The organism is Olleya sp. 1-3 (assembly GCF_002836085.1).
Classification (GTDB): domain Bacteria; phylum Bacteroidota; class Bacteroidia; order Flavobacteriales; family Flavobacteriaceae; genus Olleya; species Olleya namhaensis.
Map to the genome: position 1 here is coordinate 18,175 of NZ_PJBW01000009.1, position 26,607 is coordinate 44,781.

Annotated in this window: 24 protein-coding genes; 11 read left to right on the forward strand and 13 right to left on the reverse strand. The window is 32.4% G+C overall.

What is annotated here, in order from left to right; translation table 11 throughout:
- Positions 1–56 precede the first annotated feature (56 nt).
- The 6 genes from CXF54_RS10645 to CXF54_RS10670 all read right to left on the reverse strand — a co-directional run bounded on the left by CXF54_RS10645 (position 57) and on the right by CXF54_RS10670 (position 8,047).
- Positions 57–647, reverse strand: coding sequence for a pseudouridine synthase (locus tag CXF54_RS10645; RefSeq protein WP_101203519.1), 591 nt, complete (start codon positions 645–647; stop codon positions 57–59).
- Between the two features lie 1,152 nt (positions 648–1,799).
- Positions 1,800–4,106 (reverse strand): type IA DNA topoisomerase, encoded by a 2,307-nt coding sequence (locus tag CXF54_RS10650; RefSeq protein ID WP_101203520.1) that lies wholly within the window; start codon positions 4,104–4,106, stop codon positions 1,800–1,802.
- 212 nt (positions 4,107–4,318) lie between these two features.
- Complete coding sequence (locus CXF54_RS10655) at positions 4,319–4,762, reverse strand: hypothetical protein (protein ID WP_101203521.1); 444 nt, start codon at positions 4,760–4,762, stop codon at positions 4,319–4,321.
- Entirely contained in the window at positions 4,759–5,322 is a 564-nt protein-coding gene (locus CXF54_RS10660) for a hypothetical protein (protein WP_101203522.1), read from the reverse strand. Before CXF54_RS10660 ends, CXF54_RS10655 begins: the two co-directional genes overlap by 4 nt.
- A gap of 170 nt (positions 5,323–5,492) precedes the next feature.
- Positions 5,493–7,073 (reverse strand): DUF4139 domain-containing protein, encoded by a 1,581-nt coding sequence (locus CXF54_RS10665; RefSeq protein WP_101203523.1) that lies wholly within the window; start codon positions 7,071–7,073, stop codon positions 5,493–5,495.
- 161 nt (positions 7,074–7,234) lie between these two features.
- The gene (locus tag CXF54_RS10670; RefSeq protein WP_101203524.1) at positions 7,235–8,047 is read right to left on the reverse strand and encodes a DUF1853 family protein; all 813 of its coding nucleotides are present in this window, start codon (positions 8,045–8,047) and stop codon (positions 7,235–7,237) included.
- Positions 8,048–8,157: 110 nt separating this feature from the next.
- On the opposite strand from CXF54_RS10670, the gene CXF54_RS10675 reads away from it, so the two are divergent.
- Together CXF54_RS10675 and CXF54_RS10680 are read left to right on the forward strand one after the other, a co-directional pair.
- On the forward strand, positions 8,158–9,711 hold the full coding sequence (locus CXF54_RS10675; protein WP_101203525.1) for a DEAD/DEAH box helicase: 1,554 nt from the start codon (positions 8,158–8,160) through the stop codon (positions 9,709–9,711).
- 84 nt (positions 9,712–9,795) lie between these two features.
- Complete coding sequence (locus CXF54_RS10680; RefSeq protein ID WP_090840776.1) at positions 9,796–10,914, forward strand: DEAD/DEAH box helicase; 1,119 nt, start codon at positions 9,796–9,798, stop codon at positions 10,912–10,914.
- 235 nt (positions 10,915–11,149) lie between these two features.
- On the opposite strand, the gene hpf is transcribed toward CXF54_RS10680, so the two are convergent.
- Complete coding sequence (gene hpf, locus CXF54_RS10685; RefSeq protein WP_101203526.1) at positions 11,150–11,452, reverse strand: ribosome hibernation-promoting factor, HPF/YfiA family; 303 nt, start codon at positions 11,450–11,452, stop codon at positions 11,150–11,152.
- A 124-nt stretch (positions 11,453–11,576) separates the two neighbouring features.
- On the opposite strand from hpf, the gene CXF54_RS10690 reads away from it, so the two are divergent.
- From CXF54_RS10690 to CXF54_RS10700, 3 genes are all read left to right on the forward strand, one after another.
- Positions 11,577–14,402: a M16 family metallopeptidase gene (locus tag CXF54_RS10690; RefSeq protein WP_101203527.1), complete on the forward strand. Its 2,826-nt coding sequence runs from the start codon at positions 11,577–11,579 to the stop codon at positions 14,400–14,402.
- A gap of 173 nt (positions 14,403–14,575) precedes the next feature.
- Positions 14,576–14,902, forward strand: a complete 327-nt coding sequence (locus tag CXF54_RS10695; RefSeq protein ID WP_090840794.1) for a hypothetical protein — start codon at positions 14,576–14,578, stop codon at positions 14,900–14,902.
- A 4-nt stretch (positions 14,903–14,906) separates the two neighbouring features.
- On the forward strand, positions 14,907–15,329 hold the full coding sequence (locus CXF54_RS10700; RefSeq protein ID WP_101203528.1) for a PepSY-like domain-containing protein: 423 nt from the start codon (positions 14,907–14,909) through the stop codon (positions 15,327–15,329).
- A gap of 423 nt (positions 15,330–15,752) precedes the next feature.
- On the opposite strand, the gene CXF54_RS10705 is transcribed toward CXF54_RS10700, so the two are convergent.
- Both CXF54_RS10705 and CXF54_RS10710 read right to left on the reverse strand, forming a co-directional pair.
- Positions 15,753–16,082 carry a phosphotyrosine protein phosphatase gene (locus tag CXF54_RS10705; protein ID WP_101203529.1) on the reverse strand — a complete coding sequence of 110 codons (330 nt, stop codon included), beginning with the start codon at positions 16,080–16,082 and terminating at the stop codon, positions 15,753–15,755.
- 8 nt (positions 16,083–16,090) lie between these two features.
- Positions 16,091–16,738 carry a hypothetical protein gene (locus CXF54_RS10710; protein ID WP_101203530.1) on the reverse strand — a complete coding sequence of 216 codons (648 nt, stop codon included), beginning with the start codon at positions 16,736–16,738 and terminating at the stop codon, positions 16,091–16,093.
- Between the two features lie 514 nt (positions 16,739–17,252).
- Between CXF54_RS10710 and CXF54_RS15710 the strand changes: the two genes are divergently transcribed.
- The 3 genes from CXF54_RS15710 to CXF54_RS10720 all read left to right on the forward strand — a co-directional run bounded on the left by CXF54_RS15710 (position 17,253) and on the right by CXF54_RS10720 (position 19,184).
- Positions 17,253–17,417 carry a Lacal_2735 family protein gene (locus CXF54_RS15710; RefSeq protein WP_157823435.1) on the forward strand — a complete coding sequence of 55 codons (165 nt, stop codon included), beginning with the start codon at positions 17,253–17,255 and terminating at the stop codon, positions 17,415–17,417.
- A gap of 84 nt (positions 17,418–17,501) precedes the next feature.
- Positions 17,502–18,752, forward strand: coding sequence for an NAD(P)/FAD-dependent oxidoreductase (locus tag CXF54_RS10715; RefSeq protein ID WP_101203531.1), 1,251 nt, complete (start codon positions 17,502–17,504; stop codon positions 18,750–18,752).
- Positions 18,753–18,818: 66 nt separating this feature from the next.
- Complete coding sequence (locus tag CXF54_RS10720) at positions 18,819–19,184, forward strand: DoxX family protein (protein ID WP_101203532.1); 366 nt, start codon at positions 18,819–18,821, stop codon at positions 19,182–19,184.
- Here CXF54_RS10720 and CXF54_RS10725 read toward each other — a convergent pair whose 3' ends face one another.
- The 4 genes from CXF54_RS10725 to CXF54_RS10740 form a co-directional block, all read right to left on the reverse strand.
- Positions 19,185–19,538 (reverse strand): DoxX family protein, encoded by a 354-nt coding sequence (locus CXF54_RS10725; RefSeq protein WP_101203533.1) that lies wholly within the window; start codon positions 19,536–19,538, stop codon positions 19,185–19,187.
- Between the two features lie 165 nt (positions 19,539–19,703).
- Positions 19,704–20,069: a DUF2237 family protein gene (locus tag CXF54_RS10730; protein ID WP_101203534.1), complete on the reverse strand. Its 366-nt coding sequence runs from the start codon at positions 20,067–20,069 to the stop codon at positions 19,704–19,706.
- Positions 20,070–20,297, reverse strand: a complete 228-nt coding sequence (locus tag CXF54_RS10735; protein WP_090840810.1) for a hypothetical protein — start codon at positions 20,295–20,297, stop codon at positions 20,070–20,072.
- Between the two features lie 196 nt (positions 20,298–20,493).
- Complete coding sequence (locus tag CXF54_RS10740) at positions 20,494–21,093, reverse strand: DUF6642 family protein (RefSeq protein ID WP_101203535.1); 600 nt, start codon at positions 21,091–21,093, stop codon at positions 20,494–20,496.
- Between the two features lie 269 nt (positions 21,094–21,362).
- Between CXF54_RS10740 and CXF54_RS10745 the strand changes: the two genes are divergently transcribed.
- From CXF54_RS10745 to CXF54_RS10755, 3 genes are all read left to right on the forward strand, one after another.
- The gene (locus CXF54_RS10745; RefSeq protein WP_101203536.1) at positions 21,363–22,160 is read left to right on the forward strand and encodes a hypothetical protein; all 798 of its coding nucleotides are present in this window, start codon (positions 21,363–21,365) and stop codon (positions 22,158–22,160) included.
- Positions 22,161–22,279: 119 nt separating this feature from the next.
- Positions 22,280–22,693: an HYC_CC_PP family protein gene (locus CXF54_RS10750; RefSeq protein WP_101203537.1), complete on the forward strand. Its 414-nt coding sequence runs from the start codon at positions 22,280–22,282 to the stop codon at positions 22,691–22,693.
- Between the two features lie 118 nt (positions 22,694–22,811).
- Entirely contained in the window at positions 22,812–26,531 is a 3,720-nt protein-coding gene (locus tag CXF54_RS10755; protein ID WP_101203538.1) for an efflux RND transporter permease subunit, read from the forward strand.
- Positions 26,532–26,607: the final 76 nt, after the last annotated feature.

A 26,607-nucleotide genomic window follows, 5' to 3' on the forward strand; every position in this document is an offset into this window, starting at 1 on the left:
AGTACAAAAGTAATGTGTTTTATACGATTACTATAGTATTAAAAATTAAAGATACGTTAAAGTATCTCTTTTAGATTTTCTATAGGAAAAACAGCACCAGAAGGCATAGCATTTAATAGAATATTACCAACTCTAACACGCACTAATCTTAAGGTTGGACAGTTAATAGCACTTGTCATTTTACGCACTTGCCTAAATTTTCCTTCTGTTAAAGTTACAGAAATCCAAGTGGTTGGACCATGTCTGGCGTCTCTTATTTTTTGAGACCGTTCTGGTAAATCTGGTAATGCTTCCAATTTAAAGACCTTACATGGTTTTGTCATGTACTTTTTACCGTTAAAACCAATTTCTACACCGTCGCATAATTTTTGTATCGCTTCCGCGGAAATTGCGCCATCAACTAAAGCGTAGTATTCTTTTTCAATTCCGGATTGATTAATATGGTCACTTAATTTTCCGTCTGTAGTAAGTAGGAGTAGACCTTCACTTTTTTCGTCTAAACGACCAATAGGCATTGTACCTTCTGGGAATACACCCAACTCACTTAAAAAACGCTTACGCTGTTCTTTACTAGCATTACTAGAAAACTGACTAAGCATTTTATAGGGTTTGTATATTTTAAAGTGTTGTTGGTTCTCGTTTTCCAAAATAATGATTTTGTCGTTTTAAGTTATAATGCGGGTTTTGATATGTTTATAAATTACTACTCTAATTGATTTGTTGCTGCTGTCATTCTGCTCTACGACGCAGAATAAACTTTTAATTCCTCTAGTTACTATTACAAACAGATCGGTTAATGCGCTTCTCGATACAATTTTTCATACTTCAAAATCACTCGAAGTGACGTTGTGTTTATCGAAATGTTAGCTTCGTTTCCATAGTTTAATCATCTCGTTTGTCATTCTGCGCTACGACGCAGAATCCATTTTTAATTCCACTAGTTACTATTACAAACATTGCGTTCAATATGCTTCTCGATACAATTTTTCATACTTCAAAATCACTCGAAGTGACGTTATGATTATCAAAATGTTAGCTTCGTTTTCATAGCTTAATCATCTCGTTTGTCATTCTGCGCTTCGACGCAGAATCCACTTTTAATCCCTCTAATTACTATTACAAACAGAAGGTAACGCGCTTCTCGATACAATTTTTCATGCTTCAAAATCACTCGAAGTGACGTTGTGTTTATCAAAAGGTTAGATTTGTTTCCATAGTTTAATCATCTCGTTTGTCATTCTGCGCTACGACGCAGAATCCACTTTTAATTCCCCTAATTACTATTACAAACAGATCGTTTAATGCGCTTCTCGATACAATTTTTAATACTTCAAATTCACTCGAAGTGACGTTGTGTTTATCGAAATGTTAGCTTTGTTTCCATAGTTTAATCATCTCGTTTGTCATTCTACGCTTCGACGCAGAATCCACTTTTAATTCCTCTAGTTACTATTACAAACAGATCGTTTAATGTGCTTCTCTATACAATTTTTCATACTTCAAAATCACTCGAAGTGACGTTGTGTTTATCGAAATGATAGCTTTGTTTCCATAGCTTAATCATCTCGTTTGTCATTCTGCGCTTCGACGCAGAATCCACTTTTAATTCCTCTAGTTACTATTACAAACATTGCGTTCAATATGCTTCTCGATACAATTTTTCATACTTCAAAATCACTCGAAGTGACGTTGTGTTTATCGAAATGTTAGCTTCGTTTCCATAGTTTAATCATCTCGTTTGTCATTCTGCGCTACGACGCAGAATCCACGTTATAAAAAATATCCATATTCAAACCCCACTAACCATTCAAAATCTGAAACACTAAATCTTTAGTTAAAGGTTGCCCATTAGCCTTTTCACGAATCAAATCATAACTAAATCTAAAATCGCAACCCGTTTTGTAGGCACTACAACCATAAGCTGTTTTACCTTTAATAATAGTTCCTTTTTTACACTTAGGACACGTTTTGTCATCTGTAGTATTAGTCGCTTTAGTTTGCTTAGGCTCTAACTTCAATTTAAAATTATCGTCAAAACGTAGCAAACCTTCAACAGAAGTATCATTAATCTTAAAACCTTTCAAATTTACTGTAGATCCTTTATCTAATAAACGTTTGTACTGGTTTTCGGATATAGTCTTTTCACCAAAACTAAAAGGAAGCACAAAATCACATGTCTTACCATAGTTAGTGCATCCATAGGCGCTTTTTCCTTTTAAAATCTGTCCTGCTTTACATTTAGGGCATGCTTTTCCAACAATGCCTTTAGCACTAGCTTTAGCACTAGCTTTAGCTTTTGGTTTAGCTTTGGTTGCTTTTTCAGATTTGTTATTAGTGTAACTAATTTTGGCTTCTACTTTTTCGCTTCGCACTTCGTAGACCAATTGATCTACCATATGCTTCATGTTTTTTATGAATGCTGAAGCAGAATATTCGCCTTTCTCTATATCTTTTAGCTGTTTTTCCCAAAGACCAGTCAGTTCTGCCGATTTTAATAAATCATTTCTAATAATATCAATCAACTGAATACCTGTTACAGTTGGTAGTACTTGCTTTTTATTACGTTTTATATATTTACGTCTAAATAATGTCTCGATAATATTGGCACGGGTAGAAGGTCTTCCAATACCGTTTTCTTTCATCAAATCTCGCAACTCATCATCATCCACTTGCTTACCTGCTGTTTCCATTGCACGTAATAAGGTGGCTTCTGTAAATTGATTTGGTGGCTTGGTTTGTTTTTCTAAAAAACTAGGTTCGTGTGGTCCTTTTTCGCCTTTTACAAACGTTGGTAAAAGACCAGTTTCACGGCTAGAACTGTCTTTAGTTTCAAACACAACACGCCATCCTTTTTCTAATATTTCTTTACCTGTAGTTTTAAAGTTTACACTTTCGGCTTTACCAATAACTGTGGTATTTGCCACTTTACAATCGTCATAAAACACAGCAATAAAACGACGTGTAATAATATCATACACTTGTTGCTGATTGTATTGCAAATTACTTTGGACCCCCGTTGGTATAATCGCGTGGTGATCCGTAACCTTTGCATCATCAAAAACTTTTTTTGATTTTTTTATCTTCTTTGTTAAAACTGGAGCAGTTAATGTCGCGTATTTAGTTAGGTTTTTTAAAATCCCTGCTACTTTTGGATAAATATCATTTGGTAAAAACGTAGTATCTACTCTTGGATAGGTGACCACTTTCATTTCGTACAATTTCTGTACTATTTTTAAAGTTTCGTCTGCCGAAAATCCAAATTTTGTATTACAATAGACCTGCAACCCTGTTAAATCGAATAGTTTTGGCGCATATTCATTACCCTTTTTCTTTGTAATTGACACAATTTCAAAATCATGTGCTTTTACAATATTGGCTAACTTCTCACCATCTTCCATTTTTAAAAATCGCCCTTCCTCATAACTAAATAAGGTGTCACGATACATGGTTTGCAGTTCCCAATAGGGTTGGGGCTTAAAATTTTCGATTTCTTTCCAACGGTTTACTACCATTGCTAAGGTTGGTGTTTGTACGCGCCCAACACTTAATACTTGTTTGTAACCACCATATTTAACAGTATACAAACGTGTGGCATTCATACCTAAAAGCCAATCTCCAATTGCTCTTGAAAACCCAGCATAGTACAAATTATCATATTTAGAACTCGGTTCTAACTTCAAAAAGCCTTCTTTAATAGCTTCTGTTGTTAGAGAGCTAATCCAAAGGCGTTGCACTTCTCCTTTATAACTAGCTTGATCTAAAACCCAACGTTGTATTAATTCTCCTTCTGTCCCGGCATCCCCACAATTTATAACTACATCTGCTTTATCAAATAAGCTTTTTACAATTCTAAATTGCTTTTGGATTCCTGAATCTTTGGTAACTTTAGTTTCAAATTTTTCAGGAAGCATTGGTAAGTTGTTTAAATCCCAACTTTTCCAATACGGTTTATAGTCGTTTGGTTCTTTTAAAGTACATAAATGGCCAAACGTATAAGTTACTGCGTACCCATTACCCTCATAGTAACCATCACGCTTTGTGTTGGCACCTAATACTTGCGCAATTTCTCTTGCTACACTTGGTTTCTCGGCAATACAGACTTTCATGTGGTGGTATCTATTATTTTAAAAAAGACGCGTGTAACATTCTTGAAAACCAACAAATGTATTGGATCATTTAAATGAGAATGACACTTTTTACGACTAAATTTAGAGTTGCAAAATAAGTGAATTTGTTAAGGTAATGAAAGGGTTTTGTAAGGAGTTATTAACGAAACCTTTTTAAGCCCGTTTTTGTTCAAGTAATCACAGAAATTTAGTTATTTATTACGATTAAAAATCTTGTTTTTAATAAGTACAATTCGTTGTGTTATTTTGGTTTTATTAGCATACCAGTTAAAACACGCCATAGTTGCAATTAAAGTTATAAAAGCTAAAGTTCCTAAAGCGCCACCGTATCCATTAAAAAAGTGGCTTTTATTAACGTAAATTACACTAAAAAATACACCAGCGATAGCTAATAATAAATAGTTTTTTGAGCCTTTCGGCGAAGCCATGCCGATAAAAGATGTTCCGATAAAAACAATAGGAATTGTATTGGTAAAGTAACTGCTTAGCACGTTTGGAAACCAGTAAAAAAACAGGCCAACAATTAGAGCTAAAACAGCGGATGCCCTAACAGCGCCCTGATTTAGCTCCTCACTAACATAATAAGTTAATGTCGCGCCAAGTATTCCGGTTATAGCTAAAATTATTAAATTCATATAAATAAATAATAAAGTAATGAAACCATAGAAACGCCAGCAAATGCTAATGCACCTAACTTACCACCAATACCCAAGAATAAATTTTTAGACAACATAAAAAGCCCCCCAGTAATTAATCCTGCAACTATTACAAATGTTATTGTCGGAGTGATTTCAGCACTAGACATACCAACAAAAGCACCACAATATATGGCACCTGGTATTTTTTTTATGTACATGGATTGCTTATTCAATACAGGAACAAATGAAGCTAAAGTGCCTGTAATTCCGGCAGATAAAACACTACTAAAACCAAGATGAATGTTTAGTCCGTAACAAAACACTGCGCCAATAGGCACCCAAATAGCAACTCCTATTTTCTCGTAATCGTAAGTATCATGGTGTAAATCCAAATATCGATAAGCAAAAAACACAGCAACAGTAATAACGATAATATAAAACAGTATTGTAAAATTAGAAGCTTCGTATTTTTCTTTAGCTATCATAAATAAAAACACCATTTGTATAATTAATAGTGTAATTATGGTAAACGATCTAATGTTTTTATGCTTTTTCATTAATAAAACAAAGGGTGCTATAAGTTTACGTTTAGATAAATGATACGCTGTTTAACTCCATTTAAAGGTCAAAAGTAATTGTAACATATAAGTGTTTCACAAAATTAATTTAAAAAAACGAAAAAGCCCCAAAAAGGGGCTTTTCATTCTGCTTAATAAAGCCTTAAAACTTATTTTATCCCTGTTACTGTATCATTTTTTGGATATTTAATACTGTACATAAACGAATTTACAACGGTTTCTCTTGCACCAACCTGTAATGTCCATAATAGTTTACCCACATCCTCAGTATATTCAGCTTGACCTTTTTCTTCTAAAACCACTTGGACATTTTTGTTTTTAGAGACAGGTATCTGATCTAAAATTTCGATAGTAATTGGTGTTCCTTTTTTGTTTTTTACAACAATATCATAGCCAATAGTTTCTTTAGTATTACTGGCAATAAATTTAGAAGACCTATAATCTTTTATAGGTGTGCGCTCCACAATAATACTGTTATCACGTCCCATAGATATCAATAATGCTTTAGCTGTTACTTCTGGATTAATAAAAGTAGTCCCCACAAAAGCACCTTCAAAAAAGATATTAGCTTGTCCAGCAACTAAATTATACTGACTCCAATCCGTTATTTTAGCTAGTAAAAAGGCACCTCTATCTAATTTAGGAACCGTGTGATAGATGTAATCTGTATTTAAATCAAATGCTTGTAGTGCAACTAAATTTTGTTTTCCATCACTAACAATGGTGCGTTTACTTAGAATATTAAAGTCAATAGTTAATTGATTTTCAGAGACACTTGATTGGTCAACATACCCGTTAGATTTTTGTCTATAGGCTATATTTATAACTTCAACTTCTTCCATAGCAGCATCTTGTTCTTTCTTAAATTGTTTTTGATAATAGATGTTAGCATATAATGGATTTAAAATAGGTCTATCGTTGTTTTGTGATGGATTCCCGGTACTAATAGTTAATGTTACATCGTTCCAATCTAAACCTGTATTTTGATAAATTCCTGCTTTGTATGTTAGGCTAACTTTTTCGGTAATTCCTTCTGACCTTAAGTCATATAAAGGTTTCCACCCAACATTACCAACACTATATTTACAATCTAAAACTACTTTTTCTACTTGTTTAGATTCTATTTGTAATACGATGTTACCACTAGGTTTATCAAATTCTGCGCTAAGCTCTTTTAATTGCTGGTTTAACTTTATAGCTTGTGCTCTAATAGGTTTTTCTGATGTTTCTAATGCAATCAGTTCTTTTTTTATCTCTAAATATTTAGCACGATACACATTACTTAACTCTAAAACTTGTTGTGGTGTAAAGCTAGAATTTCCAGAACCTAGATCTTGATTTTTATTAAGTATTTGCTCCATACCAAGTAAGCTATTGCGTTGGTGTGACATCCATAGTAAATTACTATTTAAAGCCTCTAATTGTGTTTTTAAGGTTTCAATCTCTTTGTTGTTTGGTTTTGAGACTAAATAATTAGTTTCATATTTGGCAGAGATCAATACTGTGTTAGAATTATTAAACAAAACCTGCAAACTAGAAGGATTTATACTTGTAGAAATACCGGTTAACACAATATCTTGTCGTCCTATTTTGGTTGTAAATGACGCTTCTCTTTTTATCTCAGCATTGCTTTTAAATACTTTTACGGCTTCTATTTTTGAAGGTACTTCAGTTTGTGCGGTAACCAATGTGGTTAGCATTAAGATGCATAGTGTAAATATATTTTTCATAACGTTGTTTTTTACGAAGCTATCGTAAATACAAACAAAAATTAAGACCAATGAGTCAACCTAAAGTTTGAGTGAGTCAACTAATACTTTTAACAAGGCTACAACATTCGCTAATAAGAATTTAGAATGTCAATTTTATTATTTTGCACTATTAAATTGTATTACCAAGGGACTACAAAACATTTTGTTAATTCCCCATTAGGGAATTTTAACCATAATAAAGGCGCATATTTTTCGGTTTCGTAAATAGTTAATTGTGGGGTGATTTGTTCTAAAGTTTGCCAATTTACATTAACATCTAAATCTAATAACCAATCTGTCTTTTCAGGTTTAAAAAACTTACAGTTAGAAAACTCAGGTAACGCTTTGTAATTAAAATAAAACCCATAAATACAGTCGTTATTTATGGTTTTAAACGTAACAGAAGTTCCGTAAGGCACAAAAATTTGCGCTTTAAAATAGATTAGTTGTTTTACGGTATTGCTTTCTAAATTTAAAGACTCCAATAATGGTTTAGTCGCAGGGTTAAAGAGTAGGGGAAGCTGTTTTATTTTTAGTTTATTCAGTTTTTCTAATAACGAGTCACGACGCATTGGTCCAATTAAACAATCAATTTCTTTAGGACCTAAAGTAGCATCATATAAGTAGTATTTAAACTGTATTTCTAGATGAAATGGCATCGTTTCATCTAGAAATAAGCAGTCCAATTCGCCTATAGTATGGTTTGCATTTTCTTGGATTTGTATGTTTTCTGCTATAACCTGAATGGATTCAAACTGATTTAACTCTTCAAACACAAATTGCTCGACACGCTGCCCTAGTCTTATGTTAGGCCTGACATCACGATTAAACACAAACGTTTTATCTAATTGTTTTACAAAGGGTTGTATTCCGAAAATTTCAGAATAAAATAAATGGGGTGTATTATAAAAGCCACTAAATTGGGCTTGAAAAAGATCTGAATTATGACTCATAGTAAGGTGTAAAAGTAGACATAATAATTTTTTTTACATATTATTCGTTGAAACCCTTTAATTCGTTGTATTTTTGCACATCTTAAAATCTAAAAATTTACACTTAATTAATGTCTGTTAAAACCCTAGAATTACAAGAACGCACAGAAGGAAAAAGTCTTTATAGCTACCAAAAAGGGGCTATTGATAAGATTTTTAAATGTTTTGAAGAAGCACAAGAAGATTATCACTTGTTATACCAATTACCAACGGGTGGTGGTAAGACGGTAATTTTCTCTGAAATTGTTAGACAATACTTAAAGACGCATAAAAAGCAAGTGCTTGTTATGACCCACCGTATTGAGCTTTGTAGACAAACGTCTAAAATGCTTACCGAGTTTGGTGTAAGTAATAAAATTGTAGATAGTAAAGCAGATTTAAGTGATCAAGGCGATTTTAATTGCTTTGTGGCAATGGTAGAAACACTTAATAACCGTTTGACGGATAATAAACTAGATATTTCAGACATAGGTTTAGTTATTATTGATGAAGCGCATTATAACAGTTTTACTAAGTTATTTAAGTTTTTTGAGAAATCGTTTATCCTTGGGGTAACAGCAACACCTTTAAGTAGTAATATTAACCTTCCAATGAAGGATAACTATAACGAACTTATTGTTGGAGAAACAATCCACTCTTTAATTGCTAATGAGTTTTTGGCTCGTGCCGAAATTTTCTCTTATAACGTAGGATTAACTTCTTTAGTTGTTGGAGCAAACGGTGATTATACCGTAAAATCTTCTGAAGATTTATATACCAATACAGATATGTTAACTAAGCTTATCCAAGCTTATGAAGAACGTTGTAAAGGTAAAAAAACACTAATATTTAATAACGGTATTAATACCTCTTTACACGTGTATGACACGTTTAAACGCGGTGGTTATCCCGTAGCACATTTAGATAATAACAATACAAAAAAGGAACGTAAAGCCATCCTAAAATGGTTTAAAGAAACACCGGATGCCATTTTAACGTCTGTAAGTATTTTAACTACTGGTTTTGATGAGCCTACAGTAGATTGTATTATGCTTAACAGAGCAACCAAATCATTAACATTGTATTACCAAATGATTGGTCGTGGATCACGTATATTAAAAGATAAAAACAAGTTTGTTGTTATAGATTTAGGTAACAACCTACACCGTTTTGGACCATGGGGAAGTGATTTAGATTGGCATAAAATATTCCGTTCTCCAAATTATTACTTAGATGGAATTTTAAGTGATGAAGAGCTTGAGAATAACTTTAGATATGAAATGCCGGACGAGTTGCGTGAGCAATTCAAAAAGTCTGAGCAGGTGTATTTTGATATTAAAAAATGCTATATTGATAGTATTAGAGCAGGAGAAAGCTCTAAAGTAGTATTAGAACGTTCGATCCAACACCATGCACATATTTGTACAGAAAACAGTGAGGATCTTTGGGATGCATTAGCATTAGCTAAGCTTTTAGGAGACGATATAGATTACCGTATTTCGCGTTATACAAAGTGTATTAGTAAAAGTACTTATAACTTTGTAGAATGGTTAAAAGACGATTACCGTAAAAAATTAAATGCGTATTTACGTACTAATTTTGATCAGGTTTTTGAAGAGATCAATGGTTTTCCACCAGAAGAATAAAATACATTTGACAGTATTCAGTCGCAGTTTGCAGTTGCTTACTTTTGTAAATACATTAAAATAACTATAGACTAATTACTATTAATTATGACTTTTAAAGATCTAGGTTTAGATAAAAACTATATAAAATCACTAAAGGAATTAGGTATTAAAACACCTACAGATATTCAGGCACAAGCCATACCAACGTTACTAAAAAAGTCAACTGATTTTATCGGATTGGCGCAAACAGGAACTGGTAAAACCGCTGCTTTTGGATTACCTTTATTACATAAAATAAATCCTAAAAAGGATACAGTACAGGCTTTAATTATTGCACCAACCAGAGAGTTAGTACAACAAATTAAAAAGCAACTGTTTAAGTATATCAAATATAACGATACTAAAATCTTCTTAGAAGGTGTTTATGGTGGCGAAAAAATTGATATTCAACTTAAAAATGTAGCTAGAACAACACATATTATTGTGGCGACTCCTGGTCGTTTAGTAGATTTGGTTAATCGTGGAGCAGTAAAATTAACAGATGTTAAAACTATTGTTTTAGATGAAGCTGATGAAATGCTAAGCATGGGTTTTAAAAACGATTTAACAACAATCTTAAGTTCTGTAGCAGGTCCAAAAAACACGTGGTTATTTAGTGCTACGATGTCTGACGATTTAAAAGAGATTGTAAAGCGTTATATCGCAGATGAAGCAGTACGTTTAGAAATAGACAGAAGTAGTATTGTTAATCAAAATATATCTCACTTTTTTGTTGAAACCTCAGTACACGAAAAAGCATCGGCTTTAATCCGATTATTAGAAGAAAGAGAAGACCAACGTGGTATTATATTTACTAAAACTAAGGCTGGTGCGCAAGCATTAAGACACCAATTAGAAACCGAAGGGTTTAATGTTGGTGCTTTAGAAGGAGATATGCAACAAAGAGAACGTGATAAAGTAATGCGTGCGTTTAAAAATACAACGTTACAATTATTAATATCTACAGATGTGTCTGCAAGAGGAATAGATGTAAATGATTTAGCTTTTGTAATGCACCACCAATTACCAGAACATATTGAGTATTACACGCACAGAAGTGGACGTACAGCAAGAGCTGGTAAAAAAGGAGAATCTATTGCGTTGATTTTAAGTAGTGAGCGTAATGACCTTAAAAAGGTAGAATCTACTTTAGGGATTAAATTCAAACAATTATCGGTGTAAGTATAGTAACCCGATTATATAATAATCAAAACACGCTAACTACAGGTTTAATATAACCATAGTTAGCGTGTTTTTTTGTACAAGATCTTTAAAACAGATTCGCGTTTAAGGCAAATCCTCCGGGTTGTTATTTTTCTATATAATAATTGCACTAAACTTTTCTGCTTCACCAAAAACTAAAGCATAAAAAAAGCAACTCGAATAGAGTTGCTTTTTTTTATCAATTATAATACTACTAATGTGCATTCATTTTTCCTTTACGTTTAGAAAGTTGTCTTTCTAATTGGTTGACAACCTCACTAACACTTTTATGTAGTGTGTCTTTACTTTCTTCAGCATATAATCTTGGTCCAGGAGCACTTAACCTAATTCCCGCAATTTTCCCAGATTTATCGTCACTTGTATTTTCTAATTTAAAAAATACGTCCGCACGTACTATAAATTCGTATTTATTAAACAATTTTTGGATTTTTTCTGCAGTAAATTGCTCCAACTCTTCACTTGCTTTTACCTCGTCATATTCAAAATTAATATCCATATTCTTAAATTTTATATTTACCTAAAGATAGTAAAAATAGGTTTCCTTTTAACGTATTTATTAAAATTTTAAGACAAAAAATTAATGGCTATCTTTAGGGCACAATCAAATAAAACTATAAGTAATGCGTACAATTAAATCTTTAATTCTACTAACTGGTTTAGCTTTAGTCTCTTGTGGAGATTCTGGTACTTCAGGAGTAGAGAAGACTGCCGATTTTAAAATCGATTATGAAAAATTTACACTCGATAATGGTTTAGAAGTAATCCTTCATGAAGACCATTCTGATCCAATAGTTGCTGTAGCAACCCTAATGCACGTTGGTTCTAACCGAGAAAAACCAGGTAAAACAGGCTTTGCTCACTTTTTTGAGCACATGTCTTTTAATGATTCCGAAAACGTTCCGGTAGGTGCCAATCGTAAAATGATTCCAGAATGGGGTGGAAGTCGTAATGGAGGGACTTCTAATGACTATACTGTGTATTATGAAGTGGTACCAAAGGATGCTTTTGAAAAAATTATGTGGATTGATTCAGACCGTTTTGGTTACATGATTAATACGGTAACAGAAGCTGCTCTAGAACGTGAAAAGCAAGTGGTTAAAAACGAAAAACGTCAACGTGTTGATAACGCAGCTTATGGTTACACGGATGAGATTATTAGAAAAAACTTATATCCTCAAGGACATCCATATAACTGGACTGTAATTGGTGCATTGCCAGATTTACAAGCTGCAACTGTTGCTGATGTAAAAGAGTTTTACAAACAATATTATGGTGCTAAAAACGCCTCTCTAGTAATTGCTGGAGATATTGACATTGCCGAAACTAAAAAACTAGTAGCGCAGTGGTTTGGAGAAATCCCGAGCGGACCAGATGTAGAAGAGCAAAATATAGCACCTGTGGTTTTAGAAAACACAAAATCGTTATATTTTGAAGACAACTTTGCCAAGTTACCTGAGGTACGTATGGTATACCCAACAGTAAAAAATTATGATGCTGATAGTTATGCTTTAGATATTTTAGGCGAATTGCTAAGTGGTAGTAAAAAATCACCTTTATATAATGTATTAGTCGAAGAACAAAAACTAGCACCTCGTGTTGGAACCTACCAAAATAGTAGTGAGTTGGCTGGAGAGTTTGTGTTTAGAGTACGTGCTAACGCAGGGACGGACTTAGATCAAGTTAAAGCCGCTATAGATGCTGGTTTAACTAAATTTGAAACTAATGGTGTTAATACAGACGATTTAAAGCGTATCAAAGCCGAACTTGAAACAGGTTTATACCAAGGGGTTAGTACTGTTTTAAACAAAGCATTCCAGTTAGTACAGGATAATGAGTTTAATGGTGACCCTAGTTTTATTACAGAACGTGCTAAGTTAACTAATGCAGTTACTGCTGCGGATGTAATGCGTGTGTATAACAAGTATATTAAAGGTCAAAACTATGTTATGACAAGTGTAGTGCCAAAAGGGCAATTAGACCTAGCTATTGCAGATAGTAAGGAAGCAACCGTTTGGATTGAAGAAGTTAAAAAGGATGTTGCCAATGAAGAAGTAAGCCAAGGTGAAGAAGCAGTTTACGAAAAAACACCTAGCAAACATGATAGAAGCGAACCTGGATTTGGAAAATTACCAGTCTTTAAATCACCAACCATTTGGAAAGGCGATTTAGATAACGGAATGGCATTATATGGTATCGAAAACAATGAGGTGCCATTAGTACAATTTGACATTACTATTCCTGGTGGTCAGTTATTAGATCCTAAAGGAAAAGAAGGGGTTGCTAGCCTATTTAGCGATTTAATGATGCAGGGTACAAAATCTAAAACAGCAGCAGATTTAGAGGAAGCGATTGGTTTACTTGGTGCTAGTATCAATATGTATAGTGCCAATGAAGATTTTCATATTACGGGATCGTGTTTAACAAAAAACTTAGACGAGACTATTAAGCTAGTTAAAGAGATTATTTTAGAACCTCGTTGGGATGCTAAAGAGTTTACAAGATTAAAACAAGCTTTAGAAACAGGTTTAAAAGGTAGCGAAGCAAATCCTAATGCCATAGCTTCTAACGTCTTTAATCAATTAATATATGGTGACAGTCATCGTTTCGGAATTAATGGCTCTGGTACTTTAAAGAGTACTGCAGCGATAACTATGGACGATTTAAAAGCGTATTACAAAAACTTATCACCAAAAACTGCAACATTTCATATTGCAGGTGCCATTAATAAAGCGCAAACTATTAGTGCTTTAAGTCCTTTAAAAGTATGGCAAGGTGACGCAGTTACTTTACCAAAAATGGATGTTACGGATAACGGAACAGGAGGGACGTTATACTTTGTAGATGTACCAGATGCTAAACAATCAGTAGTTTATATTGGTAAATTAGCGTTATCAGGAACAGATAAAAACGCAAACAACCTTGATTTTGCTAACGAAATTTTAGGTGGTGGTTCTAGCGGAAAATTATTCCAAACCTTAAGAATTGGAAAAGGGTATACCTATGGTGCTTATTCTAGTATTGCTTCACGTCAAGCAGTTAGCCCATTTGCAATCAGATCTAGTGTCCGTGCCAATGCAACTTTAAAATCGTTAGAGATTATTAAAGACATGGTAACTAATTACAAAGACGACTTTACTGATACTGAAGTAGAATTAACAAAGAATAAAATCTTGAAAGGAAACACCAGAGCTTATGAAAGTTTAGGTGCACAATTAAGTATTTTAAGAGAGATTAGCAAGTATAATAAATCGGATAACTTTCTGGATAACGATCAAGACGAGTTAATTAATATGACTTTAGCGGATTACAAAGCTATTATTGACCAATATTTAAACGAGTCTGAAATGGTTTATTTAATTGTTGGTGATAAAGCCACACAATTTGAAGAAGTAAAGCAATTAGGGAAACCTGTTGTACAACTTGATATTTATGGAAATAAGATCTAACGTCTATTACCTAATATAGTGCTTTAAAGCCCAACAGTTATGTTGGGCTTTTTTGTGCGCTTTAACCATTTAAATGTGAATCTTATAACGGTCTCCTAAAATTGTATAATGCAATTACTGCTGGTTGTTGCCATCTTTGTAAAACAGAATAGTAACCCTTTAAAACATAAATTATGAAACTAATAAGTATTATAATCAGTCTGTTTTTTGCATCAACAATAGTTATAAATTCAGACCATACAAAAACAAAAAAAGATAGAGGAGAGGTGACCAAACAAGTACGCTATGATGGTTATGATGGCCGACTATTTTACTTTACAGATATAAAAGATAATATGATTATTATCGAAGATTTAAAAGCTAGTAATGTCCTAGATACCTATAATTTAGATATCAATTTACATGTTGGTGATGCCTTTAATTTAAAATTAAAAAACACCACAGAAGATAACATTTACAGCGAAATTGAAGTTATTTCCATTAACATCTTAAACCAATAATAACATGAAACATTTAAAATATATAATAATAGCAGTAGTCATATTTAGTTGTCAAAATACAATTAAAGCGCAAGTTCCGGATGTGGTTCAAACTGCTTTTGAAAACAAATATCCAGGCGAAACTGATCCAGATTGGGAAGTTGACGCACATAATAACTACGAAGCTCACTTTAAGAAAAAAGGCGAAAAGTATCGTGCAGATTTTAGTCCAAACGGACAATGGATTGAAACGGAATCTAGTATTAAAAAAGACGAATTACCAAAAGCAATCAGAACCGTTATTAAAAACAAATTTGGTAGCGAAGATATTACTGAAATCGAATTTGTACAAAGCGCATCTAAAGGTACTTTTTATGATGTCGAATTTAAACAAAAAGGAAAAAACAAGGATGTCGAGTTTAGAGCTAATGGTGACATTATAAATTAAACATCATATAAATTAAAAGCCCAAGAATTATGTTGGGCTTTTTTATGCTTTTTATTTAAGTAACTTTAAATTATTGAAAATACACAACAATGTCATGTTTCTTATAAATTGAATATTCTGTACCATTGTGCAATTATTTTCAAATACGCGATTTATGAAGTAGTAGTATTTTTAGCATATTTTACATTTTATAGGATACTAATTCAAATCGAAAGAATAAGAGTAAACGATATGTTGTTAAAAAGTCTATTTTACATAATATAAATTATAGAACATTTCACAACAATTAGCGAAATAGCGCGTTTGGGCGATATTTGACATAATTGCAGATATAATGTCGCAGACTTATATCGATAGTAATTATGTCAAGCTAATTGTGGCTTCGTTAGAATAATTTAGATGTGTAGTTTGTTAAATGCTATTTTACAAAATAACTTTAGCCTTTAGAATTTCTATTAATTCTTTAGAACCATATTTATAGATATCATTAATGTTAACTACAGTTATTTTATTATAATAAGTATTACCAAAAGTGTCTTTAATTGCTTGTAAATGCTTGTTTTCCATAACAATCACATGATCAGCTAAATCTAATTGTTCTTTACATATGTAGTTTGTTCCAAGCTTATTACAGGTGTTTCTGTTAGTTCCAGCAGAATCAAAAGATAAATTAGGATAATGTTTGCTAAAATAATCTTCGGCAGTTTTTGATCTATCCTTATTGGCAGAACATATAAATAGTATGTTTTTCATGTTTACAGTTAAGATACTTTTTTTATAATGCCATAAATCACGTTGTCATCCTCTTTTTCATAAGCTTTATACAAATAGGTGTTTTTATCTAAAATTTCAATGATTTCAACATAAATGAGTCTTCCTATTTTGTGTTTATCCTTTGCTAAGGGCAGTTTAAGTGTTTTTAAAGTATAAATGTAATCTTTAATCCATTCAATTTTATAGACTTGTCGTTTGTCTTTATCTGGACTTTTTTCAATTTGTCTATGCTTTCTTCTAATAATTTTAGTATTAGAATATGCTGGATTTTGATACTTAAATTCACCTTCATGAAATACTTTACATTTTACTTTATCGGACGCTTGTAATTCCGCAGTTTTATATTTGGAATTCACAAAATAATAAACAGATTGCCAACATTGGTTTGCCATTTTCATTGGATAAATTAACGTTCCATCTTTAAAATGTTGCAGACAACCTTGTTTCCAAGGTTCGTTATTATATGTGGTTTTCTCCTTATTTATTTCAATATTATAACGCTCGCCAGATTCATTAACGCAGTAATCAATAACGACAACAGCTACTTTATCAATATCATCAACAAACGTTTGAGAAAATGTGGTTTGTACAAATCCCAAAAGGATTATTATATTTAGATGTCTTAAAAATTTCATTCGGTAATTAGATTTATTTAAAAGATTTAAAAATATTAAAATTAATTTCTTATCACTTATTTACTGTTACATTTTTAATTGGAAGTATTCATAAATTACAAACTGTTTTAAGTTAAATATCTTTTACCTTGAAACAACAGAAGTAAAAACAAAGGACTTACAAAGAAATTAAATCATCCTTTTAACCATCACAAATTAAACTACCACCTCTCTCCTATTTTCAAATCTTTAAAGCTTCAAAATCTTAATAATTCAAAAAAACCAAATGACTACATAAATTATTTTGTTTAAACATTTTAACAAAGAATTAAACAAAATAATTAGTTTACAACTAAGACCTTAAAGTATATTTGTAAAAAAGTATTGTTATGAAAAATATTATCAACCTTTCCTATTGGTTTAATGATTGGTATGTTAATAGCAGAAATCCATTTCATTTTGAAGTGGATTTTTGATTTAAAGAACGCTGTAAAAAGTATAATACTAACACAAATACTACTTAAAACTTACCATTATGTTTGGATTATTTAAAAAGAAATCTGAAAAAGACAAGTTGTACGATCAATATCAAAAACTAACTAAAGAAGCGCATAGTTTATCTTCTACTAACAGAAAACTAAGCGACCAAAAGGTTTATGAAGCTGAAGAGATTATGAAAAAATTAGAGCAGTTAAAATAACAAAAAAGGAAGATTAAGTTGCTTTAAGATAAACATCAGTAGCAATTAACGTCAATTATATGCTGTTGTAATTTTAAATTTAATATGAATAAACAAGATTATAAAATACATATTATAGGTGCTGGAGTAAGCGGATTAATAGCTTCTAAAGTATTGGAAGATAATGGTTACAAATCAACTATAATTGAAGCAACAGATCGTGTTGGAGGACGAGTAAAAACAGATATTATTGATGGTTATCAATTGGATCATGGATTTCAAGTCCTACTTACAGCTTACCCAAGTGCTCAAAAATATTTAAATATTGAAGCTTTAGAGTTACAACATTTTTTACCTGGCGCTACCGTTTTTAGTAACGGAAGCAAAAAGACTATTGGAGATCCTTTAAGAAACATGACCTTACTTTTTCCGACTTTATTTTCGGGTATTGGAACATTACAAGACAAATTTAAAATACTGAAGTTAAATAGTCTATTAAAAAATGCAGCATTGACTGAAATTTTTGATAAAACAGAACAAACAACGCTTCAATACTTAACAGATTTTGGGTTTTCTGAAGATATGATTACTCGGTTTTTTAAACCTTTTTTTAGTGGTATCTTTTTAGAGCCTAATCTAGAAACATCAAGTAGAATGTTTGAATTTGTTTACAAAATGTTTGGTGAAGGTTTTGCTGCATTACCAAAAGACGGCATTGAAGCGATACCAAAGCAACTAAAAGCCAATTTAAAACAAACGACTTTTAAATTTGACACCAAAGTAGAGTCTGTGGAGGATGGTAAAATTATACTTGAAGATAATACAGAATTAACAAGTGATTTTACAATTATAGCTACTGACGCTAGCAAACTTACTGGTAATAATAAACAGCCAAAGGTTAAATGGAAATCTTGCGATACATTATATTTTGAAACAGATATTAGAGTGATAGACAAACCGCTTATTGGACTTATTGTAGACAATGATGCGCTAATTAATAATATATTTTACCATACTAGCATACCATCTAATGCAATTAATAAAAAGGAATTGTTATCTGTTACTGTAGTAAAAGCGCACGGTTTAAATTCTGAATCATTAATAATGCGTGTTAAACAAGAATTGATGCAGTATTGTAAAATAGACACTAACTCTTGTTTAAAACATTATGCGATAGCACATGCACTACCAAAATTGGAGGGCTTAAAGTATGACATGTTACCGGCGGATACAAAATTTAGTGATCGTGTGTTCCTTGCTGGAGATACGCAACTAAATGGTTCTTTAAATGCTGCAATGCTTTCAGGAGAAAAAGCAGCATTACAAATTATACAAACAATAGACGGTAGACTATAATATAGGACTGTTAAATACAGTACTTTCAAAATAAATTTAATTACAATTACTTTAGAAATTAATTCAATGGACTATTTAATAAACATAATCAAAATTGCAATCGCACTTAGTATTCTAAACGTGTGGTTATTTAGGGTTAATAAATCTACAGCATGGCGTGGAAATAATGCTGATACTATGGCTGATGAATTTAAGGCTTATGGATTACCTAAATGGGTAATGCTGTGTGTTGGTACTTTAAAGGTGCTGTTTTCAATCGGTCTTTTAGTCTCATTTTATTATACTCAATTGGAAATACCGTCAGCACTAGGTATTACAGTCTTAATGCTTGGAGCCATTTTAATGCACCTAAAAATAGGTGATCCTATAAAAAAATCTTTACCTGCTTTTATATTTTTATCGCTATCTTTAATAGTAGCATTAGTACAATAATTAACTATAGATAGCTAGAAAATGGACAAATAGGTAACCGTTTAAAATCATAAAAACAAAAGATGGTAATGATAAAATAATTGAATCTTTAATTTTTAGTCTTACCATAAATCCTAAAAACATTTGAATAGTTAATCCTCCAGTAGCTATAATACCTACAAGGGGACTTATAAAACTAAGAAGAAGTGCAACTCCTGCGATAATTTGTAAAACTCCTGTTATTTTTCGTTGGGTGTCACTTAATTTAAAACGTACAAATTCCAATTTCATTTTATCTAAAAACAAACATCCGTATCCATAAAACAAAAATGATATTGCTAAGAAAATGATTAAAATAATGTGATAGGTTTTCAAATGGAAATGAATTAATACTAGATTACAGTTAATAGATTATTTAAGATATATAGTATGTAAGACATAACTGAAAGCCTTGCTATATTAGTATTACTAGTATTTATTTTTTGGGCGTCTAAAACAAATCTGAGGTAGGTTTTAACCATAAGATTTAGTCATGTAGATTTAATCCTTAGCTTGGTATTGTTTTAATACGTCTATTGAAGTATAGTCTAACGCCTTTTGATGTGTGCTTTCTAGTACAACAGGAGGTGCGACACCGTCTTTTTCCGCTTGTAACCATCGTGATATACATAAACACCATTTTGATCCTGCGACAAGTCCCGGAAATTGCCAATGCGGTATTGGCGTACTTAAATCGTTGCCTTTTAATTTTGTATAGGCTAAGAATTCGGCTGTCATTATTGCACTAATAATATGTGTTCCTGAATCTTCCAACATTGTTCTACAATAGCCATCCCTAAAATACCCTGTTGCAGGATTTGTACAACAGGGTTTTAATTCTGTACCTAATACATTTAGTTCCGTCATCTAAAAAGCTGATTCAGGTCTACCTATTAAGCGCTTTTCAATTTTTTTCTTCTTAGCAGTTAAACGTTTCATGATATCCATTAAACTTGTATCCTTAGATTTTTTGTAAATCTCGTTTAATGCTAATATTAGACGCTTTGCTTCTCTTGATGCAACCACTCTATCACTTGTAGACATATGGCTCATTTTTGCATGTTCAAATTCTAATGCTTCATTTATTAATTCCATTGCTTTCGTGTTTTGTTTATTCTTTAACAAAGATAATTAAACAAAGCTCGTATTCAAATAATTAACAATTGATTATGCTTATTTTAAGATTGGCTTGAACTATGTAAAAAAGAAAAAATAGCGTTATTCTTTATTTTATTTGTTCATGGTAGAAATAAAAGACCATTTATTCCGAAACTATACTACAACTTCAAACTTAATAATACATTCTAAAATCAAGTAGTTTGCATAATTTGTAATGTCTTTGATGCAGCTCTTCCACTACATCTAGCATATTATCGTCTTCTTTAAATAAATTAAAGAATGCGATGTCAAGATTTGAGCTAGTTACTCCTTGACTTTCATATCCGTACCCAGAAACTGCTTTTGCGCCAGTTATATCTAAAAAGTATTGGGCTTCTTCTTCGTCTAAATCTGTGACTTTAGCATTTGAGAAATGTAAAATTTTACCTTCTAAACGCCCTTCAAAAAGTTCAGCAATTTCTTGTAGACTGTAGTAATAGTCATTTAAACAAATGCTATTAGCTTCTCCTTCTATAACTAAATAAATAATTTCGTAGTCTTTAAAATTATGATCATCCAAGACCAATGCATCTAAACTAGATTCTAATCCTTCAATAGTATCGCAGGTATTATAAATACTGGCAATGCCATATTGCAATGTTAGTTGTTCTAGCTTTTTTTGTGCTTCTGTAACTTGATCAATTTCTATATCTTCCACTGCTTCTAGACAGTAAATAAAATAATCTGTATCTATTAATTCTACTTGTGGTAATTGCTGTGCTTTCTCTAACAAATCTTAGTATTTATGCGTAAAATATCAATTGCAAAAATACTGCAAAACTTTTATTTTTTTTAAGGATATTAGTTAAAACACAGGTAAATTGGATTTTGATAAAACTGTTACGTTTTATTTTTACTATCAAGATTCTCGTGGTTGACTTAAGCGTTTAAAATTTTACACTAAATAAATTCAGATGTAAAATAAAATCATAAACTCTTAGTATATTACAAGTTCTACTCGATTTCCATATCTTTATTTTTTTTAATAAAAGTTAAAATATAATGAAACAAATAACGATTAATTTTTATACTTTACTGTGTATATTCTTTGTGCTATCAAGCTGTAAAAAAGCCAATACAAAAAGCAATATAGAGGAGAAATTAAAAAATGAAGTTTTAGTTTTAGGAACAATCCATAGCGGTCATCTTACTGATAGTATTTACAATATAGACTACTTGCAAAGGTTAATTCGAGAAATAAAACCAGATTATATATTAACTGAAATTCCTCCAAATCTTTTTAAAACAGCTATGGATGGCTTTAAAAGAGATGATAGTATTTCTGAACCTCGTACGATGCGTTTTCCAGAATATGTAAATGTTGTGTTTCCATTATCAAAAGATATGGATTTTGAGATTATTCCAACAGCGGGATGGACACGATCTATGGCAGTGCAACGTGGACAAAAACTAAGAGCTATTGGTCAAGATACGTCTAGAATAGCTGATTGGGCTGCATATATAAAAGGAAATCAACTATCAGATTCATTATATAAAGCTAGTGGTAAAGTAAATGACCCCTATTTTATTCATACAAACACATATGATAGCATACAAGATATAGGACTACAAATTTATAATAAATTGTTTAATGAGGAGCTTGGTTTAGGTGGCTGGGAGAATATTAATATCGCGCATTATTGGAATATTGAGAAAGCATTAGAAAAACACCGTTATAAAGGGAAGCGTATACTAATTACTTACGGTGCTGGTCATAAAGGTTGGTTTTTGAGAGAATTACTTAAACGTGATGATATTGATTTATTAGAGATGAAACCATTTTTAGATGCCATAAACTAATGTATTGACTGTAACGTTTATATTTTAAAATATTTAAATTATAGGTAACAGTTAACCCTTTATAAATTAACACAATATTGTAATTTAGACGTATAAAATTTTTACCTTTGTAATTAATTATGAAGCAAGTATTACATAAAATAATGTCTTTTGCAATGGCTTTGGTAGTGTTACTATCTACAATGTCATTCACATTTAACATGCATTATTGTGGCGATACTTTAGTAGAAACAGCACTATTCCAAAAAGCAAAAGGCTGCGGAATGGAAATGATACAACCAGCAAAAGAAGGTTGTGTTATTACAAAAAAAAGCTGCTGTAGTGACGAACAGCTTGTTGTAGATGGTCAAAATGAGCTTAAGCTTAATTTAGACCAAATTTCTTTTGAACAACAAGTTTTTATAGCTTCATTTGTTTATACGTATATCAATCTTTTTGAAGGTGTCGAAAATAACACCTCTACGTTTGAAACGTATCACCCACCACTCGTCAGAACTCAAATCTTTAAGTTAGACGAGACGTATTTAATCTGATTTTAAAAACAATAGACTGTATTATCCAGTGATTTATATCATTAGGATAATGTACTGTATTCGGTGTTTTCCTATTTGGGATAACATCTCTCTCTAATTGTTTTAAACATCAAACCTTATGCTAAATAGAAGCATTAAATTTCTAATAGAAAATAAACTCGTAGCCGTATTATTACTCGCCCTTTTTATTGGTTGGGGAACTGTAAATGCACCATTTAATTGGGACACTGGCTTTTTACCAAGTGATCCTGTTGCTGTAGATGCCATTCCTGATATTGGTGAAAACCAACAAATTGTATTCACAAAATGGGATGGTCGATCGCCTCAAGATATTGAGGATCAAATTACCTATCCATTAACCTCTTCCCTATTGGGAATTCCTGGAGTAAAAACCATTCGTAGTTCGTCTATGTTTGGATTCTCTAGTATCTACGTCATTTTTGAAGAAGATGTTGAGTTTTACTGGAGTCGTAGCCGTATTTTAGAAAAGCTAAATTCTTTACCAAGTAACTTATTACCAGAAGGTATAAATCCTGCTTTAGGACCAGACGCTACAGGTTTAGGGCAAATATTTTGGTACACTTTAGAAGGTCGTGACGCAGACGGAAACGTGACTGGCGGTTGGGATTTACAAGAACTAAGAAGCATTCAAGATTACTATGTAAAATACGGATTATCTTCTGCTAGTGGTGTTGCTGAAGTCGCTTCTATTGGTGGTTATGTTCAAGAATATCAAGTCGATGTTAATCCCGAATTAATGCGTCAATACAATATTGGTTTAAACCAAGTTGTAAAAGCAGTTAAAAATAGTAATCAAGACATTGGTGCCCAAACATTAGAGATTAATCAAGCAGAATATTTAGTACGTGGTTTAGGCTATGTAAAATCTGTTGAAGATATTGAAAATGCTGTAGTGACTTCCGCCGACTTTACTTCCATTAAAATTAAAGATATTGGTAAGGTTACCTTAGGTCCTGCTGCACGAAGAGGGATTTTAGACAAAGAAGGTGCCGAAGTTGTTGGTGGTGTTGTAGTGGCAAGATATGGCGCCAATCCTATGGAAGTCATTACCAATGTAAAAGCAAAAATTAACGAGCTTAAAGGCGGTCTACCATCTAAAGTATTAGTAGACGGACGCACCTCTCAATTAACGGTGGTTCCTTTTTACGATCGTACAGAACTGATTGTAGAAACCTTAGACACCCTTAACGAAGCATTGACATTAGAGATATTAATTACCATTTTGGTGATTATAATAATGGTTTTTAATTTAAGAGCTTCCATTTTAATTTCAGGATTATTACCAGTGGCTGTTTTAATGGTTTTTGTTGCCATGAAACTGTTTAACATAGATGCTAATATTGTAGCGCTTTCGGGTATTGCTATTGCTATTGGAACTATGGTTGATGTGGGCGTCATACTCGCCGAAAACATGATTCGACATCTTGACGACGATGCTTTAAGACTTCGTGAAGATGGTACAGAATATACTATTAATGAAGTTATTTACAACGCTACTGCGGAAGTGTCCGGTGCTATTTTAACTGCCGTTTTAACTACTATTATCAGTTTTGTACCCGTATTTACTATGATTGGTGCAGAAGGAAAATTATTTAGACCTTTAGCCTTTACAAAAACGATGGCATTATCAGCCTCTTTGGTGATCGCCTTGTTTTTAATTCCACCTTTTGCAGCGTATTTATTTCGAAAAACAACATTAAAAAATTCCTTTAGATATTTTTTAAATGGCGTTTTAATACTTGCGGGAATTGCAATTATTATTTACGGCTTTTGGTTAGGATTACTCTTAGTTGCTTTTGGTATCACTGGTTTACTAGGTGTTTTAGAGAGATTAGATAAGAAGAAAATAAACTTAATAAATATTATTATTTCCTCGATTGCAATTGTATGTCTACTTGCAGAATATTGGAGACCATTAGGTTTTAACCGCAGTATCATTGTCAATCTTATTTTTGTTGCTATTATTTGCTTCGGAATTTTAGGTCTGTTTTCTATTTTTAGAAGGTATTATAGTCAGATTCTAAACTGGGCTCTAGCCAATAAAGTATTGTTTTTAATAATTCCTGTGACCGTTCTTATATCTGGATTTTGGATTATGAAAAATACAGGAAAAGAGTTTATGCCTTCTCTAAATGAAGGGTCGTTTTTATTAATGCCAACCTCCTTACCTCATGCTGGTGTTGAAGAAAACAAACGTGTGCTTCAGCAATTAGACATGGCGGTTGCGACTATTCCAGAAATTGAAACTGTAGTGGGAAAAGCTGGTAGAACAGATTCGCCTTTAGATCCTGCACCTTTATCCATGTATGAAAACATGATTCAATATAAATCGGAATACATGCGCAATTCCGAAGGAAAAAGACAGCGTTATAAAGTGAATGCTGATGGTGAGTATGTATTAAAAAACGGAATGTCATTGCGAGCAGAACAAAGTGAAGCGTGGCAATCTCTTAATGCAAAGGATCAACTTATCGAAGATAACAACGGTGAATATTACAGAAACTGGCGACCAGAAATTAAAAGTCCTGATGATATTTGGAACGAAATTGTACGCGTCACCAAATTACCAGGCGTGACGTCTGCACCAAAATTACAACCTATAGAAACCCGATTAGTCATGCTACAAACCGGTATGCGTGCGCCAATGGGAATTAAAGTAAAAGGTCAAGATTTAAAACAAATTGAAGCGTTTGGCTTAGAATTGGAACGACTACTAAAACAAGCGGAAGGCGTTAAAATAGAAGCTGTTTTTGCTGATAGAATTGTTGGAAAACCTTACTTGCTAATTGATATCGACAGAGAAAAAATAGCCCGTTATGGTATTTCAATAGCAGATGTACAAAGTGTTTTAAAAGTTGCTATTGGTGGTATGGCATTAACACAAACCGTTGAAGGACGAGAACGTTATGCAGTAAGAGTGCGTTACCCAAGAGAGTTGCGTGGTAATCCGGAAGATATAAAAGACATTTATATTCCTGTAGATACGGGTAGTCCTGTTCCGTTAAGTGAATTGGCAACCATTAGATATGAGCAAGGTCCACAAGTAATAAAAAGTGAAGACACGTTTTTAGTAGGTTATGTCTTGTTTGATAAATTGGATGGTTTTGCAGAGGTTGATGTTGTCGAAAATGCACAAGCCTTGTTTCAACAAAAAATAGAATCTGGAGATCTAATTGTTCCAAAAGGAATCAGTTATAAATTTACAGGTACTTATGAGAATCAATTGCGTGCAGAAAAAACATTGTCTGTGGTTGTTCCGTTAGCATTGGCTATCATCTTTTTAATACTTTATTTTCAGTTTAAATCTGTTAGCACATCATTAATGGTATTTACAGGAATTACGGTGGCGTTTGCTGGTGGTTTCATAATGATTTGGTTATATGGTCAAGATTGGTTTTTCAATTTCAGTTTATTTGGCGAGAATATGCGAGACCTCTTCAACATGAAAACCATCAATTTAAGTGTCGCTGTTTGGGTTGGTTTTATTGCACTATTTGGTATTGCTACCGATGATGGTGTGGTTATGGCAACCTACTTAACGCAAACTTTTGATCGCGAAAAACCGTCTGACAAAAAAAGTATTAGAGCTGCTGCTTTACATGCTGCCGAAAAACGAATTCGTCCGTGTTTAATGACTACAGTAACCACCATTTTAGCATTGTTACCCGTTTTGACATCCACAGGTAAAGGAAGTGATATTATGATTCCGATGGCAATTCCAATATTTGGAGGGATGGTTATTGACATTACCTCCTACTTTATTGTCCCGGTTTTATATAGCTGGAGAGAAGAGATTAAAGTGAAAAGATTAAAGTGAAAAACTAAAAGTTAAAAGTGAAAAGTGAAAAACTGCAAGTTGAAAGCTTAAAGTTGAAAGTTCTAAGTGAAACACT

What these genes read in the sequence shown, in the direction of transcription:
- CXF54_RS10650 (WP_101203520.1), bottom strand. Translation starts at nt 4,106, where the DNA reads ATGAAAGTCTGTATTGCCGAGAAACCAAGTGTAGCAAGAGAAATTGCG.
- CXF54_RS10655 (WP_101203521.1), bottom strand. Translation starts at nt 4,762, where the DNA reads ATGAATTTAATAATTTTAGCTATAACCGGAATACTTGGCGCGACATTA.
- CXF54_RS10660 (WP_101203522.1), bottom strand. Translation starts at nt 5,322, where the DNA reads ATGAAAAAGCATAAAAACATTAGATCGTTTACCATAATTACACTATTA.
- CXF54_RS10665 (WP_101203523.1), bottom strand. Translation starts at nt 7,073, where the DNA reads ATGAAAAATATATTTACACTATGCATCTTAATGCTAACCACATTGGTT.
- CXF54_RS10670 (WP_101203524.1), bottom strand. Translation starts at nt 8,047, where the DNA reads ATGAGTCATAATTCAGATCTTTTTCAAGCCCAATTTAGTGGCTTTTAT.
- CXF54_RS10675 (WP_101203525.1), top strand. Translation starts at nt 8,158, where the DNA reads ATGTCTGTTAAAACCCTAGAATTACAAGAACGCACAGAAGGAAAAAGT.
- hpf (WP_101203526.1), bottom strand. Translation starts at nt 11,452, where the DNA reads ATGGATATTAATTTTGAATATGACGAGGTAAAAGCAAGTGAAGAGTTG.
- CXF54_RS10690 (WP_101203527.1), top strand. Translation starts at nt 11,577, where the DNA reads ATGCGTACAATTAAATCTTTAATTCTACTAACTGGTTTAGCTTTAGTC.
- CXF54_RS10695 (WP_090840794.1), top strand. Translation starts at nt 14,576, where the DNA reads ATGAAACTAATAAGTATTATAATCAGTCTGTTTTTTGCATCAACAATA.
- CXF54_RS10700 (WP_101203528.1), top strand. Translation starts at nt 14,907, where the DNA reads ATGAAACATTTAAAATATATAATAATAGCAGTAGTCATATTTAGTTGT.
- CXF54_RS10705 (WP_101203529.1), bottom strand. Translation starts at nt 16,082, where the DNA reads ATGAAAAACATACTATTTATATGTTCTGCCAATAAGGATAGATCAAAA.
- CXF54_RS10710 (WP_101203530.1), bottom strand. Translation starts at nt 16,738, where the DNA reads ATGAAATTTTTAAGACATCTAAATATAATAATCCTTTTGGGATTTGTA.
- CXF54_RS15710 (WP_157823435.1), top strand. Translation starts at nt 17,253, where the DNA reads ATGTTTGGATTATTTAAAAAGAAATCTGAAAAAGACAAGTTGTACGAT.
- CXF54_RS10715 (WP_101203531.1), top strand. Translation starts at nt 17,502, where the DNA reads ATGAATAAACAAGATTATAAAATACATATTATAGGTGCTGGAGTAAGC.
- CXF54_RS10720 (WP_101203532.1), top strand. Translation starts at nt 18,819, where the DNA reads ATGGACTATTTAATAAACATAATCAAAATTGCAATCGCACTTAGTATT.
- CXF54_RS10730 (WP_101203534.1), bottom strand. Translation starts at nt 20,069, where the DNA reads ATGACGGAACTAAATGTATTAGGTACAGAATTAAAACCCTGTTGTACA.
- CXF54_RS10735 (WP_090840810.1), bottom strand. Translation starts at nt 20,297, where the DNA reads ATGGAATTAATAAATGAAGCATTAGAATTTGAACATGCAAAAATGAGC.
- CXF54_RS10745 (WP_101203536.1), top strand. Translation starts at nt 21,363, where the DNA reads ATGAAACAAATAACGATTAATTTTTATACTTTACTGTGTATATTCTTT.
- CXF54_RS10750 (WP_101203537.1), top strand. Translation starts at nt 22,280, where the DNA reads ATGAAGCAAGTATTACATAAAATAATGTCTTTTGCAATGGCTTTGGTA.
- CXF54_RS10755 (WP_101203538.1), top strand. Translation starts at nt 22,812, where the DNA reads ATGCTAAATAGAAGCATTAAATTTCTAATAGAAAATAAACTCGTAGCC.